Here is a 16,138-nt window from a genome sequence, read left to right as displayed (position 1 = left end):
CTGCCGCTACCGCGGCGGCTGCATCAGCCGGCGCACCAGCCCGCTTGCACGGACCCGCTCGAACGCGCGCCGCGTGCGCTGCACGTGGCTGTCCGGCGTCGAAGCGCTGAAGGCCAGGTAGAGGCCCACGGTCAGGTCGTCGAGGGTGAAGGCGCGTTCCAGCCGCGTGCAGTCGAAGCCGGTCTGCGCGCACAGGCCCGCCGCGTTGTCGTCGGAGATCGGCAGCAGCTGCACCTGCCCCTGCAGCAGGCTGCGGAAGCTGTCGAGGTTGCTCGGCGACACCACCAGCTTCGGGAAGCCCTTGGCGCGCAGGTACTGGTGGCGCACGTCGTCGCGCGACACGCCGATCGTGTAGTGCTTGGCGTCGTCGAGCGTGTCGACACGCACGTCGGTGCGCTCCTTCAGCTTGTAGAAGTGGTAGGCCACCTGGCGGAACTCGCCCACCCACTGGAACTGCTTCTCGCGCTCGGGCGTGCGCGCGAGCAGGAAGATCAGAACGTCGGGTTCGTGCAGCGCCATGTCGTAGGCGCGCGCCCACGGGTACAGGCTCATGCGGTGGTCGCGGAAGCCCGCTTCGCGCAGCACGGCCTCGACGATCCGCGGCGCGGGCCCCTTGACCTGGCCGCCCTCGAGCCGGGCGTACGCGGTCGCCTCCGTCACCGCATGGATCGTCTGGGCCTGCGCCGCACCGGGCGCCTGGCATCCGGCGGCCAGCACCAGGGCCGAGCACAGGACGGTGGCGGTCTGCATCGTGGCGTCCTTCCGGGCTTCAGCGGGCGACCTGGTTGCGGCCACGCCGCTTGGCGAGGTAGAGCGCTTGGTCGGCCTGCTGGAAGAGGGTGTCGAAGCGGTCCATCGTCGACGGGTCGAACTGTGCCACCCCGATGCTGAGCGTCAGGTGCGCCGCGACGTTCGAGGCCTCGTGCACGATGGCCACGGCGGTGACGGCCTGGCGCAGGCGCTCGGCGGCGGCCATGGCTCCCTCGGCATCGGTGCCCGGCAGCAGGACCGCGAACTCCTCGCCGCCGATGCGCGCGGGCAGCTCCCCGGCACGGCTGAAGCAGGTCTGCAGCACCTGGCCGACGCGGCGCAGGCAATCGTCGCCGCCGGCGTGGCCGTAGCTGTCGTTGTAGTGCTTGAAGTGGTCGACGTCGCACAGCAGCAGCGACAGTGGCTGGCCGCTGCGCTGGGTGCGGCGGAATTCGGCCTCCTTGACCTCGTCGAAATGGCGGCGGTTCGGCAGGCCGGTCAGCGGATCGCAACGCGATTGCGCCTCGAGCTGCGCATTGGCGGCCTGCAGCGCTTCGGTGCGCTGCTGCACCAGTTCGGCCAGCCTGTCGCGGTGTGCGGCGAGTTCCCGCTCGTCCTCGCGCTGGCGCGCGAGGTAGTCGGACAGGCTGCGCTGCAGCTGGTTGACGCCCCGGGCGAGCAGGCTGAGCTCGTCGTGGTGCGTGGCGGGGCGCACCAGTTCGAGCCGCGTCGACAGGTTTTCCGGCGAGAGCTGCGCCAGGTGCTGGGCGACGTGCCTGACATGCACCGTGACGGACCGGTTGAAGAGCCACATCACCAGCGTGGCCAGCAGCAGCGATTGCAGCACCTGCGTGAGCACGATGCTGCCCACTTCGCCGCGCAGCCGGGCCCACATCACGCGCTCGTCGCCGTCGAGGCCGATGCGGCCGACGACCTCGCGCGCGCCGGCGTAGGGCTCGTACACCAGCTCCCGGTCCAGCGTCGGCACCAGCGTCGACGGCTGCCATGCCTCGCTGCGCACCAGCAGCTGCTCCGGCTGGCGGCCCGGCCGCCGGATCTCCAGCGTCACGCGTCCGACGGAGGCCACCTTGGCGGCGCTCGCGAGGTGCGCTTCCAGCGACTCGCGGTCCATCTCCCAGATCGCCCGCGACAAGGTGCGCCGCAGTACCTGTTCGGTCTGCGACAGTTCGGCGGCAATGGTGTTGCGCTGGTCGCGCCAGGCCGAAGCGGTGCGTACCGCCACCGTCAGCAGCGTGAAGGCCGCGCAGAAGCCCAGCGTCGCGAGCACCAGGCGGCCTGCCAGCGAGGCTGGCGATCCACGGGGGTCGCGGTTCACGGCGGCACGGCACTGCTCATCGGGCAGCTTTCGGCCCGCCCGGCCCGGAACTTGAATGGGCTTCGTTATGCTTGAGCGAATTTCCGCGTCCGGAGGACCGAGATGACCACCCCGCCTGCCGCACCGGCGCGGCACATCCGACTCACGTCGCACCCCGGACAGCAGGGCGCCGTCGGCGCGCCGCCGATCCGCTGGGGGGCGGCCGATCCCGTCGAGCGCGGTCCCATCGTCGGCAGCACCACCAACCGCTCGCAGCGCAACGTCATCGGCACGCACAGCGGCAGCTACGGCGTCTACCGGGCGCTGGCGGTGGCCGCGGGCAACCTCACGCGCGGCCACCGCGCCGACCTCACCAACACTGCGCCCACCGACCCCATCGGCCCCCATCCCCAGTGGGCGGATGCCGAAAAGATCGTCTCGATCGACCCGTGGGGTGCCTCGGTGCAGTCGGTGTACGAGGGCTTCCTCGCGCAGGGCTACGACATCCGGCCGACGATTGCGGTCACCAAGGCGCACGTGCATCTGCCCGAGGTCAAGCAGGCGATCGCGTTCCAGCGCCTCGCCCCCGACGGCACCTTCCTGCTGGAAGACGGCTCCGCGGTCGTGACCAAGGTCGCGGTGGAGCCGGTGTGGTGGCTGCCGGGCGTGGCGCGGCGCTTCGGCGTCCAGGAGTCGGACCTGCGCCGGGCGCTCTTCGAGGAGACGGGAGGCATGTACCCGGAGCTGGTCACGCGCGGCGACCTGGAGGTGTTCCTGCCGCCGATCGGCGGACAGACGCTCTATGTCTTCGGCGACATCCGCGACCTGGCCGACCCGCAGGTCACGCTCACCGCGCGCGTGCACGACGAATGCAACGGCTCCGACGTGTTCGGCTCCGACATCTGCACCTGCCGGCCCTACCTCACCCATGCGATCGAGGAGTGCATCCAGGGCGCCCAGAAGGGCGGCGTGGGGCTCATCGCCTACAGCCGCAAGGAAGGCCGTGCGCTCGGCGAGGTGACGAAGTTCCTCGTCTACAACGCGCGCAAGCGCCAGGAGGGCGGCGACCGCGCCGACAAGTACTTCCTGCGCACCGAGTGCGTGGCCGGCGTGCAGGACATGCGCTTCCAGGAGTTGATGCCCGACGTGCTGCACTGGCTGGGGATCCGCAGGATCCACCGGCTCGTGAGCATGAGCAACGACAAGTACGACGCGATCACCGGCAGCGGCATCGAGGTGGGCGAGCGCGTGAAGATCCCCGACGCCCTCGTGCCGGCCGACGCCCACGTCGAGATCGAGGCGAAGATCGCAGCCGGCTACTTCACCGACGGCGGCGTGATGACCGATGCCGACCTGGCGCAGGTGAAAGGACGCGGCCTTGTCTGAACCGTTCGATGCCGCCGGCGGCGTGCCGCCCGCAGTCGACGTGCTGCGCCGCGCCGCGACCATCCGCGAGCGCTGCCGCAACATCGCCCGCGGTGTCGAGGCCGGCCGCTCCCGCCACTTCACGCTGGAGCCGCGCCGGCTCGATGCGGTGGCCGATCGCGTCGCGGCGCTGACGAGGGCGCGCTTCCCGACGTTCCCCGCGCACGCGGGCATGCCGTACCACAGCCGCTGGCGGCACTTCGAGGCCGGCGGCGTCGACCGCAAGGCCGAGCTGGATCGCCGGCTGGCCGGTCGCAGCACGGCCGAGGTGGCGCGGGCGCGCATCGACCTCGCGCTCGTCAGCGTGCTGCTCGACGCCGGCGCGGGCCCGCAGTGGTGCTACCACGAAGGGCCGGACGCCATCCCGTTCCGGCGCTCCGAAGGCCTGGGCGTCGCGAGCTTCCGTGCGTTCCTGGGCGGGTGCTTCTCGTCGGACCGCGCCGACCCGCTGCGCGTCGATGCGCAGGCGCTCGCCGCGATCGATGCGCACGCACTGGCCGAGTGGTTCCAGGTGCGGCCCGACAACCCCCTGGTCGGCCTCGACGGCCGTGCGGCCCTGCTGCGCCGCCTGGGGCAGGCACTGGCCGGACAGCCGGCCGCCTTCGGGGCCGAAGGGCGGCCGGGTCGGCTGTTCGAGTTGCTCGCGTCGGGGGGCGGCACGGTGCAGGCCGAGGCCCTGCTGCGGGCCCTGCTCGACGCGTTCAGCGCGATCTGGCCCAGCGGGCAGCAGATCGGCGATCCGCCCGTGCCGGTGGGCGACGCCTGGCCGCACCCGCTGGCCGGCGGGGAAGGCCCCAGCGCCGGCTGGGTGCCCTTCCACAAGCTGAGCCAGTGGCTGAGTTATTCGCTGCTGGAGCCGTTCGAGTGGGCCGGCGTGAAGGTCGAGGGCCTGGACGCGTTGACGGGCCTGCCGGAGTACCGCAACGGCGGCCTGCTGCTGGATGCCGGCGTGATCGTGCCGCGCCGGCAGGATTTCGCCGCGCAGGTGCGCACCCCGGCCGACGAATGGGTTGTCGAGTGGCGCGCCCTGGCGGTCGTGCTGCTCGACGAACTGGCGCCGCGCGTGCGCGAGCGGCTGGGCGCGACGCCGCAGCAGATGCCCTTGGCGTGTGTGCTCGAAGGCGGCACCTGGCAGGCGGGGCGGCAGATCGCCGCGGAACGGCGCGAGGGCGGCGGGCCACCCGTGCAGATCGAGAGCGACGGCACGATCTTCTGATCTTCCACCCGTCCCGGCGATGCACGTTCGCCGCCGAGGCCTCACAATGCTGCACTGCACAAGCCGCGTGGGCGCCGACGGCGCCGCCGGCATTTTTCAGCTTTCCGGAGGATCGGGTCCATGAGCGCGCGCATCGCCTACGTCACCAGCGGCATGGGTGGCGTCGGCACCGCCATCTGCCAGGCGCTGGCACGCAGCGGCCACACCGTGGTGGCGGGTTGCGCACCGGCTTCGCCGCGCCGTGGTGCCTGGCTGGCGGCGCAGAAGGCGCTCGGCTTCGATTTCATCGCCTCCGAAGGCGACGTCACCGACTGGTCGTCCACCACCCGGGCCTTCGCGACCGTGCAGGAGCAGTGGGGCCCCGTCGACGTGCTCGTGCACAACGCCGGCCGCTCGTGCGAGCAGCGGTTCCGCGAGATGCACCAACGCGAGTGGCAGGCGGTGGTGCGCGGCAACATCGATTCGCTCTTCAACGTCACCAAGCAGGTCGCCGAAGGCATGATGGAACGCCGCTGGGGCCGCATCGTGCTGATGGCGTCGCTCACGGGCGGGCAGGGGCGTGTGCGCGAGGTGAACTACGCGACCGCCAGGGCCGCGGCCCAGGGCTTCGCGCGTTCGCTGGCACAGGAGCTCGCGCCGCACGGGGTCACCGTCAACACCGTCTCGCCCGGCCACATCGCGGGGGCCGGTGCGCGCGCGCTGCCGGCCGATGTGCTGCAGCAGCTGGTGGCGTCCACGCCGGTGCGCCGGCTCGGCAGGCCGGAAGAGGTCGCCAGCCTGTGCAACTGGCTCGCCTCGGACGCCGCTGCCTTCGTCACCGGCGCGGACTTCCCGGTCAACGGCGGCGCCTCGATGGGCTGAGGCCGAGGCCGGCACGGCGTATGCTCCGATGGCCTGTCGTTTCACCCGCCTGCCGCCGATGAGCCTGCCCCAAGTCCACCACATCACCCACCCGCTGGTTCAGCACAAGCTGACGCTGATGCGCCAGAAGGACCGCAGCACCAGCGGCTTCCGCCGGCTGCTCAACGAGATCAGCATGCTGATGGCCTACGAGATCACCCGCGACATCCCGACGCAGCTGATCGAGATCGAGACGCCGCTCGAGACGATGCAGGCGCCGGTGATCGACGGCAAGAAGACGGTGTTCGTCAGCATCCTGCGCGCCGGCAACGGTTTCCTCGACGGCATGCTGAACGTGGTGCCCGGCGCGCGCGTCGGCCACGTGGGCCTGTACCGCGACCCGAAGACGCTGGTGGCGGTGGAGTACTACTTCAAGATGCCCAGCGACATGCACGAGCGCGACGTGATTGTGCTCGACCCGATGCTGGCCACCGGCAACTCGGCCGTCGCGGCGGTGGAGCGGCTGAAGGAATGCAATCCGAAGTCGATCCGCTTCGTGTGCCTGCTGGCCGCGCCCGAGGGCTTGAAGAACTTCCACGGCAGCCATCCCGACGTGCCGGTCTACACCGCCGCCATCGACCGCGGCCTGAACGAGCACGGCTACATCGTGCCCGGCCTGGGCGACGCGGGCGACCGGATCTTCGGCACGAAGTGACGGGGCCGGTGCCGTGCCGGCCGCGCTGCTGATCCGCAACGCCGCACTGCCTGACGGCCGCACGGGTGTCGATCTGCTGGTGCAGGACGGCCTCATCGCCGCCGTCGGGCCGCAGCTGCCCGCGCCCGAGGGCACGCCGATGCACGACGCGCAGGGCTGGCTGCTGAGCCCGCCCTTCGTCGACGCGCATTTCCACATGGATGCGACGCTGAGCTACGGCCTGCCGCGCGTCAACGCCAGCGGCACGCTGCTCGAAGGCATCGGCCTGTGGGGCGAGCTGAAGCCGCTGCTGACGCAGGAGGCGCTGGTCGAGCGCGCGCTGGCCTACTGCGATTGGGCGGTGGCCAAGGGGCTGCTGGCCATCCGCACGCACGTCGACGTGTGCGACGACCGGCTGCTGGCCGTGGAGGCGCTGCTGCACGTGCGGGAACGGGTCAGGCCGTACCTCGACCTGCAGCTCGTCGCCTTCCCGCAGGACGGCGTGCTGCGCTCGCAGACCGCGCTGGCCAACCTGGTGCGTGCGCTCGACCGGGGCGTGGACGTGGTCGGCGGCATCCCGCATTTCGAGCGCACGATGGCCGACGGTGCCGAATCGGTGCGGCTGCTCTGCGAGATCGCGGCCGCGCGCGGCCTGCGCGTCGACATGCATTGCGACGAGAGCGACGACCCGCTGTCGCGCCACATCGAGACGCTGGCGTTCCACGCGCAGCGGCTGGGCCTGCAGGGCCGCGTGACGGGCTCGCACCTCACGTCGATGCATTCGATGGACAACTACTACGTGTCCAAGCTGATGCCGCTGATTGCCGAGGCGGGCGTGCACGCGGTGGCCAACCCGCTGATCAACATCACGCTGCAGGGCCGGCACGACACCTACCCGAAGCGCCGCGGCATGACGCGCGTGCCCGAGCTGATGGCCGCGGGCGTCAACGTGGGCTTCGGCCACGACTGCGTGATGGACCCCTGGTACGCGATGGGCTCCGGCGACATGCTCGAGGTGGCCGCGATGGGCCTGCATGTGGCGCAGATGACGTCGCAGGCCGGCATGCGGGCGTGCTTCGATGCCGTCACCGCCAACAACGCGCGCATCCTCGGCCTCGAAGGCTACGGGCTCGACGTGGGCTGCCGGGCCGACTTCGTGCTGCTGCAGGCGCGTTCCCCGGTGGAGGCGCTGCGCCTGCGGGCGCACCGGCTGCTGGTGGTGCGCGGTGGCGCGGTGCTCGCGCAGGCGCCGCCGGTGCAGGCCACGCTGTCGTTGCCCGGGCGGCCGTCCGGGGTCGACTGGACGCTGCAGCGCTGAGCGCGCTGCAGGGAGGTGGACACGGGCTCGCCACGATGTTGCAACAGGTCGAAAGACCCATGACTAGAATCCGCCGCAAGAGGGAAGGCCTGCCACATCATGAAACTCATCGGATCGCTGACCAGCCCTTACGTGCGCAAGGTGCGCATCGTGTTGGCTGAAAAGAAGCTGGACTACCAGTTCGTGCTGGAAGACGTGTGGGGCAACGATGCCATCCTCGCCTCCAACCCGCTCGGCAAGGTGCCGTGCCTCGTGATGGAGGGCGGCGAGGCGGTGTTCGATTCGCGCGTCATCGTCGAGTATGTCGACGCGCTGTCGCCCGTCGGCAAGCTGCTGCCCTCGTCGGGGCGCGAGCGGGCCGAGGTCCGCACCTGGGAGGCCTTGGCCGACGGCGTGCTGGACGCGCTGATCCTGGCGCGGCTGGAGCAGACCTGGCCGGGCCGCGCCGACGGCCAGCGCTGCGAGGCCTGGGTCGACCGGCAGATGCTCAAGGTCGACGCCTCGCTCAAGGCCATGGCCAAGGGCCTGGGCGAGAAGCCCTGGTGCTGCGGCGGCAACCACCTGACGCTGGCCGACATCGCCGTGGGCTGTGCGCTGGGCTACCTGGATTTCCGCTTCCCGCAGATCGACTGGCGCGGCCCGCACCCGAGCCTGGGCAAGCTGCTGGACAAGCTCGCCGTGCGCACCAGCTTCGCGGACACCGCCCCGCCGTCCGCCTGATCGAGGCAGGCGCCGGGCGCCCGGATCAGGCCGGGTTGGCCGCGCGCTCCAGCGCGGCGCCTTCGCCCGTGAAGGGCTCGAAGCTCTCCGGCCGTGCGAGCGGCCAGTAGAGGCTGTAGACCGCATGCGGCCACGCCTCGCGACCGTCCATCGCCGCGAGCAGCTGCCCCGGCCGCAGGAACGGCATCTGGTTGATCAGCAGCCGCACCTCGTGGTCCGATACCCGGTGCACGATGTGCGCGGCGGTGATCTCGCGCGGATGCCGCAGGCCCGCGGCCTGCACCAGCTCCTTCAGCGCCTCGAGCGTGTTGCGGTGGAAGCGGTAGACGCGCTCGGTCTTGTCGGGCACGACGAGCGCGCGCTGGCGGTGCGCGTCCTGCGTGGTCACGCCCGTCGGGCAATGGCCCGTGTGGCAGGCCTGGGCCTGGATGCAGCCCAGCGCGAACATGAAGCCGCGCCCCGAATTGCACCAGTCGGCGCCCAGCGCCATCATCCGCGCGATGTCGAAGGCGCTGATGACCTTGCCGGCGCAGCCGATGGCGATGCGCGAGCGCAGGTTCAGCCCCACCAGCGTGTTGTGCACGAGCAGCAGGCCTTCCTGCAGCGGCGCGCCGACGTGGTTGGTGAACTCCAGCGGCGCCGCGCCGGTGCCGCCTTCGGCCCCGTCGACGACGATGAAGTCGGGCGTGATGCCGGTGGCGAGCATGGCCTTGCAGATCGCGAACCATTCCCAGGGATGGCCGATGCACAGCTTGAAGCCCGTGGGCTTGCCGCCCGACAGCGTGCGCAGGCGGTCGATGAATTCGAGCATGCCGACCGGCGTGTCGAAGGCGCGGTGCCGCGACGGGCTGATGCAGTCCACGCCCACGGCCACGCCGCGCGCGGCGGCGATCTCGACCGTCACCTTCGGCCCGGGCAGCACGCCGCCATGGCCGGGCTTGGCGCCCTGGCTGAGCTTCAGCTCGATCATCTTGACCTGCGGGTCGAGCGCGTTGGCGACGAAGCGCTCTTCGTCGAACGAGCCGTCGTCGCGGCGGCAGCCGAAGTAGCCGGAGCCGATCTCCCAGATCAGGTCGCCGCCGTGCTCGCGGTGGTAACGGCTGATCGATCCTTCACCGGTGTCGTGCGCGAAGTTGCCGCGCTTGGCGCCGCCGTTGAGCGACAGGATGGCGTTGGCCGACAGCGCGCCGAAGCTCATCGCCGAGATGTTGAAGACGCTGGCGCTGTAGGGTTGGGCGCGTGTGGGGCCGATGGTGATGCGGAAGTCGTGGGAGTCGATCTGCGTCGGCGCGATGGAATGGTTGATCCACTCGTAGCCGGCCAGCTTCACGTCCATCTGCGTGCCGAAGGGCCGGTTGTCGGGCTCGCCCTTGGCGCGCTGGTACACCAGCGAACGCTGCTGGCGCGAGAACGGCGCGGCCTCGTTGTCGCTCTCGATGAAGTACTGCCGCATCTCCGGCCGGATGAACTCGAACAGGAAGCGCAGGTGGCCGATCACCGGGTAGTTGCGCAGGATCGAGTGGCGCCGCTGCCGCGTATCGCGCACCCCGAGAAGCACCCCCGCGGCGCCCAGCAGGCCCGCCCAGCCGCCGCGGCCCGAGGCCAGCCACGTCAGCGTGCCGGCCACGAACAGGGCGGCGCAACAGAACCACGCGAGGTATCGCAGCGGCACGAACCGGTTCAGTGCGGTGAGCCAGGCAGGCGTCATGGGCGTCGGGCGGCAATGGAGGTGCGCGCATCCTAGGGGCGGCATGCCCGGGCCATGCGCCGATAAGCGCCGGGCCCGGGCCGTTCCAGCCAGCGGCGCCCGCCGGGCGCGTTCAGCGGTCCGGGGCCGGCGGTGCGCCGCAGGGGCCGTCGGCCGGGGCGCGGACCGCCTGCGGTGCCGCCAGCGTGTCGAGGATGGGGCAGTCCGGCCGGTCGTCCCCATGGCAGCAGTGCACCAGGTGCTGAAGCGATGCCTTCATCGCGAGCAGTTCACGCGCCTTGCTGTCCAGCGCGTCGATGTGCGCCTGCGCCAGGGCCTTCACCTGGCGGCTTGGGCGCTGGCGGTCCTGCCACAGGCCGACCAGCTCGGCGATTTGCGCGATCGGGAAGCCCAGGTCGCGTGCGTGGCGGATGAAGCGCAGCGTGTGCATGTCCGCCTCGGTGTATTGGCGGTAGCCCGCTTCGGTGCGCCGGGCCGCGGGCAGCAGCCCCACCTGCTCGTAATGCCGGATCATCTTGGCCGACACCCCCGAGGCCCGGGCGGCCTGGCCGATGTTCATCGTGTCGTGCATGGAAAGGCTCCTCAGGGGCGGCCGGGGCGCCAGCGGCGCAGCAGCAGGGCGTTGCCCACCACGCTGACGCTGCTGAACGCCATCGCGGCGCCGGCGATCACGGGGCTCAGCCAGCCCAGCGCAGCGAGCGGGATGCCCACGACGTTGTAGGCGAAGGCCCAGAACAGGTTCTGCCGGATCTTGGCGTAGGTGCGGCGGGAGATGTCGATGGCGTCGGCCACCAGCGAGGGGTCGCCCTGCATCAGCGTGATGCCCGCCGTCTCCATGGCCACGTCGGTGCCCGTGGACATCGCGATGCCCACGTCCGCCGCCGCGAGCGCCGGTGCATCGTTGATGCCGTCCCCCACCATCGCGACGATCCGGCCGCCGGCACGCAGGGCGGCGACCGCGCCGGCCTTGTCGGCCGGCAGCACGTCGGCCTGCACCTCCCGGATGCCCAGCTCGGCGGCGACGGCTTGCGCGCTGCCGCGGTTGTCGCCGGTGAGCATCACCGTGCCGATGCCCATCGACTGCAGCCGTTGCACGGCTGGCGCGGCCGCGGGCTTGACGGTGTCGCCGAAGGCCAGCAGGCCGAGCACGGCGGCGTCGTCGGTGCAGATCAGCCAGGCCACCGTGCGGCCTTCGGCCTGCAGGCGCTCCCCTTGCGCGGCCAGCACGCCGGCTGCCGCGCCGGACTCGGCGAGCAGCCGGTTGCTGCCCAGCGCCAGGGTCCGGCCATCCACTTGCGCCTGCAGGCCGCGGCCGGGCAGCGCCTGGGCGTTCTGCGCCGCCGCAGGGGCCAGGCCGCGCGCCTCGGCCTGTGCGAGCACGGCCCGGGCCAGCGGATGCTCGCTGTGGCGCTGCAGCGCGGCCGCCAGGCGCAGCAGTTCGTCTTCAGCGATGCCCGGGGCGGGCCGCACCGCGACGAGCGTCGGCCGGCCTTCGGTCAGCGTGCCGGTCTTGTCGAAGGCCACGGTGTCGATCGCATGCGCGATCTCCAATGCCTGCGCGTCCTTGATGAGGATGCCGTGGGTGGCCGCCACGCCGGTGCCGGCCATGATCGCGGTGGGTGTGGCCAGGCCCAGCGCACAGGGGCAGGCGATGACGAGCACCGCCACGGCGTTGATCAGGGCCTGCTCCCAGTCCCCGGTGGCGGCCACCCAGGCGAGGAGCGTCACCAGGGCGATCACCAGCACCACGGGGACGAACACGGCGCTCACGCGGTCGACGATGCGCTGGATGGGCGCCTTCGCGGCCTGCGCCGATTCCACGAGCCGGATGATGCGGGCCAGCGTCGTCTCGGTGCCCACCGCCAGCGTGCGCACGAGCAGCGCGCCTTCGGCATTGAGGGCGCCGCCAGTGACCCGGCCGCCCACGCTGCGGGCGACGGGCAGGCTCTCGCCGGTGATCATCGATTCGTCGAGGTGGCTGCGGCCTTCGACGATCTCGCCGTCGACCGGCACCCGTTCGCCGGGCCGGACCACGACCAGATCGTCGATGCGCACCTGCCGGATCGGCACGTCGGCCTCCAGGCCGTGGCGGCGCACGCGGGCGGTGGCGGGCCGCAGCGCGTTGAGCGCCCGGATCGCCTCGGTGGTCTGCCGCTTGGCGCGCTCCTCCAGCCATTTGCCGAGCAGCACCAGGGTGATCACCGTGGCGGACGCCTCGAAGTACAGGTGGGGCATGCCGCCGTGGCCGGCGTGGGCGAGCAGCAGGTACGCCGACAGGCCGTAGGCGGCCGAGGTCCCGAGCGCCACCAGCAGGTCCATGTTGCCGCTGCCTGCCCGCACGGCCTTGTAGCCGGCGCGGTAGAAGCGCCAGCCCAGGCCGAACTGCACCGGCGTCGCAAGCAGCCACTGCCAGGCGCCCGGCAGCATCGCGTCGACGCCCAGGGGCGCGAGCAGCATCGGCAGGATCAGCGGCAAGGTCAGCAAGCCGCTCAGCGCGATCGGCCACCAGGACGGCAGTCCGCCCGCCGACGGGCGGTCCGCCGCCTCGGCGGGCGCGTCGCCCTCGTTGATGCGCGTGGCACCGTACCCCGCCCGGACCACCGCGGCTTCCAGCGCGGCGGCATCGAGCGCCGGGTCCGCCTGCACCGTGGCGCGTTCGGTGGCCAGGTTGACCGATGCCTCGGCGACGCCGGCGACCTTCCTGAGCGCCTTCTCCACGCGTGTCGCGCAGGACGCGCAGGTCATGCCGCTGATCTGCAACTGGAGTTCGCGCGGAGGGGCGGCCGAAGCCGGGTGGGCGAGGGTGGACATGGTCTGGTTCCTGCGTGGCTGCTTCACGAACGGTGCCAGTGTGAACTCTCCCATCATGGCAAGGTCAAGCGCTGCGGGCCGGTGCTTGACCTTGCCACCATGTCAAGGTCGACAGTGGAGGCCCGAGTACTTGCAGGAGCGAGTGATGATTGCGTTTCACGTCGAGGACATGAGTTGCGGCCACTGCGTGGCCGCCATCACGCAGGCGGTGCAGGCGGTGGCGCCGGGCGCGCAGGTGAATGTCGACCTGGCGGCGCACCGCGTGGAAGTGGCGTCGGCCGAGGTGGACAGCAGCGTGTTGCGTGCGGCCATCGAAGAGGCCGGCTATTCGCCGCAACCACTTTGAGCATCCTTCACGGGCTCGTTGATCGGCGCTGCGGGCGGGTGCCCGGGCAGGCCTTTGCGGCAGCCCGGATGTGTACTATGCCGGACGGGCGCTCAGCCTCTGCGGAGTTGTAACGCGCGTTGGGTCCTCCTCTCTACTGTCGACATCGAGAAGTGCGAGCAAGCGTGGTTCGAAAGGCTTTCCAGGGTTCCAAGGGGCGGGTCGTCCTCGCCGCCATCTCGGCCGCGTTGCTGGCCGGATGCGGCCAGGAGTCGCCCGATGCGCTGGTGACATCGGCGAAGACCTACATCGCGCGCAATGACGTCCAGGGCGCGGTCATCCAGCTGAAGAACGCCTTGCAGCAGAACGCGGAGCATCCGGAGGCGCGGTTCCTCATGGGAACCACCGCGTTGAAGGCGGGCGACGCCGTCTCGGCCGAGGTGGAGTTGCGCAGAGCGCTCAAGCTGGGCTACCCGGCGGACGAGGTGATCCCCCCGTTGGCGCGGGCCATGCTGCTGCGCAACAAGACCAGCGAAGTGCTGGCCGAGTTCTCAGGGCAGAAGCTCAGCAGCCCGCGTGCGGGCGCCGCGCTGAAGACGGCGCTCGCGTCGGCCTATGCGTCGCAGCAGAAGTTCGACCAGGCCACGGCTGCGGCGGGCGAAGCGGCCGCACTCGATGCAACCTATGTGCCGGCGCAGGTGCTGCAGGCGCGGCTGGCGGTCGCCCTTGGCCGCGTCGACGATGGCCTGGCCGCGCTCGACCAGATCGTCGCCGCGCATCCCGGTGAAGCGGACGCCTGGCATGCCAGGGGCGATGTGCTGTGGCACCGCCGAAAAGGTGCCACCGAAGCCCTGGCGGCCTACCGCAAGGCGATCGAGATCGACCCGACGCATGCGGCGGCGCGCTCCGCCGAAATCTCGCTGCTGTTCGAGCTTGGCGACGGCAAGGCCGCCCAGGAGCGCATGGCCGAGCTGCGCAAGTTGCCCGGCCAGCAGATGCAGGTGGCGTTTTTCGATGCCCAGTCGGCGCTGGCGGCGGGCCAGCGCGACCGGGCCTACGAACTGATCCAGCAGGTGCTCAAGGTCGCGCCGCTGCATCCGCTCGCCTTGCAGGTGGCGGGCAGCATCGAGCTGAGCACGGGACGCCTGCTCGCTGCCGAGCGCACCTTGGCCAAGGCGGTCCAGGCCGGCCCCGAGCTGCCCTCGCCGCGCCGGTTGCTGGCGCAGACACATCTGCGGGCGGGCGAACCGGACAAGGCCCTGGCCGTGCTGCGCCCGTTGCTGGCCTCCACCGACCATCCGGATCCGCAGGCGCTCGCGCTGGCCGGGGAGGCCTATCTGCAGCGTGGCGACCTGGCGAACGCGGAGCGTGCCTTTCACACCGCCCTCGAGGCCGATCCCGCCAGCAGCCAGAGCCGCACGGCCGTCGCGCTGCTCCAGATGCGCAAAGGCGACACGGCCAAGGGCCTCCAGGCCCTGACTGCCATTGCCGACGAAGACAAGAAGGGCATCCAGGCGGACCTGGCGCTCGTCAGCTACTACCTGGAGCGGGGCGATCACGCGAAAACCCTCGCCGCGGTCGATCGCCTGGCCGCCAAGCAGCCCGACAAGCCGCTGCCGGTGCAGCTGCGCGCCCTGTCCTTGCTGGCGCAAGGCCAGCGCGCGCAGGCGCGGGCTGCGTTCGAGCGTGCGTTGTCCATCGACCCCGTCTTCGTTCCGGCCGTCGCCCAGCTCGTCAGCCTGGACATCGCCGAGCGCCGGTTTACCGAAGCCCGCGCGCGGCTGGAGAAACTGCTGGCGGCCGACCCCGGCAACCTGCAGGCGATGCTGGGCATCGCGGGGCTGATGGTGCGTGCGCAGGAGCCGGCTGCGCAGATCGAGGCCTGGCTGCGCAAGGCCGTCGAACTGAATCCGACCGACGTGCGCGCGCGCATCGTGCTGGTCGATCATCTGCTGTCCCGGCAGCAGGTGCAGCCGGCGCTGGAGGCCGCCCAGGCCGGCGTCGCGGCACAGCCCGAAAGCGTGGAACTCCTCGATGCCCTGGGGCGGGCACAGACCGCGGCAGGAGAGCGCAACCAGGCGGTGGCGACCTTCAACAAGCTGATCGGCCTGGCGCCGAAATCGCCGCAGCCGCATGTGCGGCTCGCGGCGCTGGCCATGATGGACAACGATCGCGCGGCGTCCCGGGCCAGCCTGGAGCGGGCGTTGCAGGTGGCCCCGGCGCTGCTCGCGGCCCAGGAGAGCCTGATCAACCTCGACCTGGGCGAGTCGCGCTTCGACCATGCGCTGCGCATCGCCCGTGACATCCAGCAGCAGCGCCCGCGTGAGTTGACCGGGCACCTCTGGGAGGCGGACATCCGGGCGCGCCAATCCGGCGAATCGGCCGTGGAGGTCTACCGCAAGCTGTTCGCCAAGGCGCCTGCGACGGAAACCGCCACGCGCCTGTACATGGCATTGGTCGATGCAGGCCAACGCAAGGAGGCCGCCGCGGTGGCTGCGGCCTGGCTGCAATCCCATCCCAAGGACTTCGCGTTCCGGATCCAGCTGGGCGAGAGCCTGCTGCGTAGCGACGACTACGCTGGGGCCGCGGTGCAGTTCCAGGCGGTGCTGGCGGAGGACGGCGAGCATGTCGGTGCGCTCAACAACCTGGCCTGGGCGCTGGTGAAACAAGGCTCGCCGTCGGCCGTCTCGTATGCCAACAAGGCCGTGGCGCTGCGCCCCGACACCCCGACGCTGCTGGACACGCTCTCGTCCGCACTGGCGGTGGACGGCCAACTGCCCAAGGCGATCGAAACCCAGAAGAAGGCGATCGCGCTGGCGCGCGGCGAGCCCTCGCTGAGGCTCGGCCTGGCGCGGCTCTACATCCAGGCCGGCGACAACGCCGCCGCGAAGAACGAACTGAATGCGCTGGCGAGCTTGGGTGACAAGTTCCCCCAGCAGGCCGAAATCCGGAAACTGCTGGCGCCGTTGTAGCCGCGCAGGCGCGCCTCGGGGCGCAGCAGGAAGCGAACTGGTGG

General features: G+C 71.2%; 13 protein-coding genes. 8 read left to right on the top strand and 5 right to left on the bottom strand.

Annotation, left to right across the window (positions count from 1 at the left end; genetic code table 11):
- Positions 1–6 precede the first annotated feature (6 nt).
- Together V4F39_RS14665 and V4F39_RS14660 are read right to left on the bottom strand one after the other, a co-directional pair.
- Positions 7–750 (bottom strand): substrate-binding periplasmic protein, encoded by a 744-nt coding sequence (locus tag V4F39_RS14665; protein ID WP_332290286.1) that lies wholly within the window; start codon positions 748–750, stop codon positions 7–9.
- 19 nt (positions 751–769) lie between these two features.
- Positions 770–2,086 (bottom strand): diguanylate cyclase domain-containing protein, encoded by a 1,317-nt coding sequence (locus V4F39_RS14660; protein WP_332290285.1) that lies wholly within the window; start codon positions 2,084–2,086, stop codon positions 770–772.
- A 102-nt stretch (positions 2,087–2,188) separates the two neighbouring features.
- On the opposite strand from V4F39_RS14660, the gene V4F39_RS14655 reads away from it, so the two are divergent.
- The 6 genes from V4F39_RS14655 (at position 2,189) to V4F39_RS14630 (ending at position 8,278) form a co-directional block, all read left to right on the top strand.
- The gene (locus V4F39_RS14655; RefSeq protein WP_332290284.1) at positions 2,189–3,451 is read left to right on the top strand and encodes a GTP cyclohydrolase II; all 1,263 of its coding nucleotides are present in this window, start codon (positions 2,189–2,191) and stop codon (positions 3,449–3,451) included.
- Positions 3,444–4,706, top strand: a complete 1,263-nt coding sequence (locus V4F39_RS14650) for a URC4/urg3 family protein (protein ID WP_332290283.1) — start codon at positions 3,444–3,446, stop codon at positions 4,704–4,706. The genes V4F39_RS14655 and V4F39_RS14650 overlap by 8 nt, the downstream gene beginning before the upstream one ends.
- 120 nt (positions 4,707–4,826) lie before the next feature.
- Complete coding sequence (locus V4F39_RS14645) at positions 4,827–5,567, top strand: SDR family oxidoreductase (protein WP_332290281.1); 741 nt, start codon at positions 4,827–4,829, stop codon at positions 5,565–5,567.
- A 58-nt stretch (positions 5,568–5,625) separates the two neighbouring features.
- The gene (gene upp, locus V4F39_RS14640) at positions 5,626–6,261 is read left to right on the top strand and encodes a uracil phosphoribosyltransferase (RefSeq protein WP_332290280.1); all 636 of its coding nucleotides are present in this window, start codon (positions 5,626–5,628) and stop codon (positions 6,259–6,261) included.
- 13 nt (positions 6,262–6,274) lie between these two features.
- Positions 6,275–7,558, top strand: a complete 1,284-nt coding sequence (locus tag V4F39_RS14635; RefSeq protein WP_332290279.1) for an amidohydrolase family protein — start codon at positions 6,275–6,277, stop codon at positions 7,556–7,558.
- A gap of 99 nt (positions 7,559–7,657) precedes the next feature.
- Positions 7,658–8,278, top strand: coding sequence for a glutathione S-transferase N-terminal domain-containing protein (locus V4F39_RS14630; protein ID WP_332290277.1), 621 nt, complete (start codon positions 7,658–7,660; stop codon positions 8,276–8,278).
- 25 nt (positions 8,279–8,303) lie between these two features.
- On the opposite strand, the gene V4F39_RS14625 is transcribed toward V4F39_RS14630, so the two are convergent.
- The 3 genes from V4F39_RS14625 to V4F39_RS14615 all read right to left on the bottom strand — a co-directional run bounded on the left by V4F39_RS14625 (position 8,304) and on the right by V4F39_RS14615 (position 12,797).
- Entirely contained in the window at positions 8,304–9,986 is a 1,683-nt protein-coding gene (locus V4F39_RS14625; protein ID WP_332290276.1) for an FMN-binding glutamate synthase family protein, read from the bottom strand.
- A 112-nt stretch (positions 9,987–10,098) separates the two neighbouring features.
- Positions 10,099–10,557 (bottom strand): Cu(I)-responsive transcriptional regulator, encoded by a 459-nt coding sequence (gene cueR, locus V4F39_RS14620; RefSeq protein ID WP_332290274.1) that lies wholly within the window; start codon positions 10,555–10,557, stop codon positions 10,099–10,101.
- Between the two features lie 11 nt (positions 10,558–10,568).
- Positions 10,569–12,797, bottom strand: a complete 2,229-nt coding sequence (locus V4F39_RS14615) for a heavy metal translocating P-type ATPase (protein ID WP_332290273.1) — start codon at positions 12,795–12,797, stop codon at positions 10,569–10,571.
- Between the two features lie 145 nt (positions 12,798–12,942).
- Here V4F39_RS14615 and V4F39_RS14610 point away from each other — a divergent pair, with 145 nt between their 5' ends.
- Positions 12,943–13,143, top strand: a complete 201-nt coding sequence (locus V4F39_RS14610; RefSeq protein ID WP_332290271.1) for a heavy-metal-associated domain-containing protein — start codon at positions 12,943–12,945, stop codon at positions 13,141–13,143.
- Between the two features lie 164 nt (positions 13,144–13,307).
- Positions 13,308–16,094: an XrtA/PEP-CTERM system TPR-repeat protein PrsT gene (gene prsT, locus V4F39_RS14605; RefSeq protein WP_332290269.1), complete on the top strand. Its 2,787-nt coding sequence runs from the start codon at positions 13,308–13,310 to the stop codon at positions 16,092–16,094.
- The last annotated feature ends 44 nt before the right edge of the window (positions 16,095–16,138 follow it).

Source organism: Aquincola agrisoli (assembly GCF_036621135.1).
Classification (GTDB): Bacteria; Pseudomonadota; Gammaproteobacteria; order Burkholderiales; family Burkholderiaceae_C; genus Aquincola; species Aquincola agrisoli.
The sequence above is the reverse complement of the archived record's forward strand: the minus strand, read 5'-3'. Positions and strand labels throughout refer to the sequence as shown.

Excerpts from the sequence above, each read along its gene's own strand:
- V4F39_RS14665 (WP_332290286.1), bottom strand. The coding sequence starts at position 750 with ATGCAGACCGCCACCGTCCTGTGCTCGGCCCTGGTGCTGGCCGCCGGA.
- V4F39_RS14655 (WP_332290284.1), top strand. The coding sequence starts at position 2,189 with ATGACCACCCCGCCTGCCGCACCGGCGCGGCACATCCGACTCACGTCG.
- V4F39_RS14645 (WP_332290281.1), top strand. The coding sequence starts at position 4,827 with ATGAGCGCGCGCATCGCCTACGTCACCAGCGGCATGGGTGGCGTCGGC.
- upp (WP_332290280.1), top strand. The coding sequence starts at position 5,626 with ATGAGCCTGCCCCAAGTCCACCACATCACCCACCCGCTGGTTCAGCAC.
- V4F39_RS14630 (WP_332290277.1), top strand. The coding sequence starts at position 7,658 with ATGAAACTCATCGGATCGCTGACCAGCCCTTACGTGCGCAAGGTGCGC.
- V4F39_RS14625 (WP_332290276.1), bottom strand. The coding sequence starts at position 9,986 with ATGACGCCTGCCTGGCTCACCGCACTGAACCGGTTCGTGCCGCTGCGA.
- cueR (WP_332290274.1), bottom strand. The coding sequence starts at position 10,557 with ATGCACGACACGATGAACATCGGCCAGGCCGCCCGGGCCTCGGGGGTG.
- V4F39_RS14615 (WP_332290273.1), bottom strand. The coding sequence starts at position 12,797 with ATGTCCACCCTCGCCCACCCGGCTTCGGCCGCCCCTCCGCGCGAACTC.
- V4F39_RS14610 (WP_332290271.1), top strand. The coding sequence starts at position 12,943 with ATGATTGCGTTTCACGTCGAGGACATGAGTTGCGGCCACTGCGTGGCC.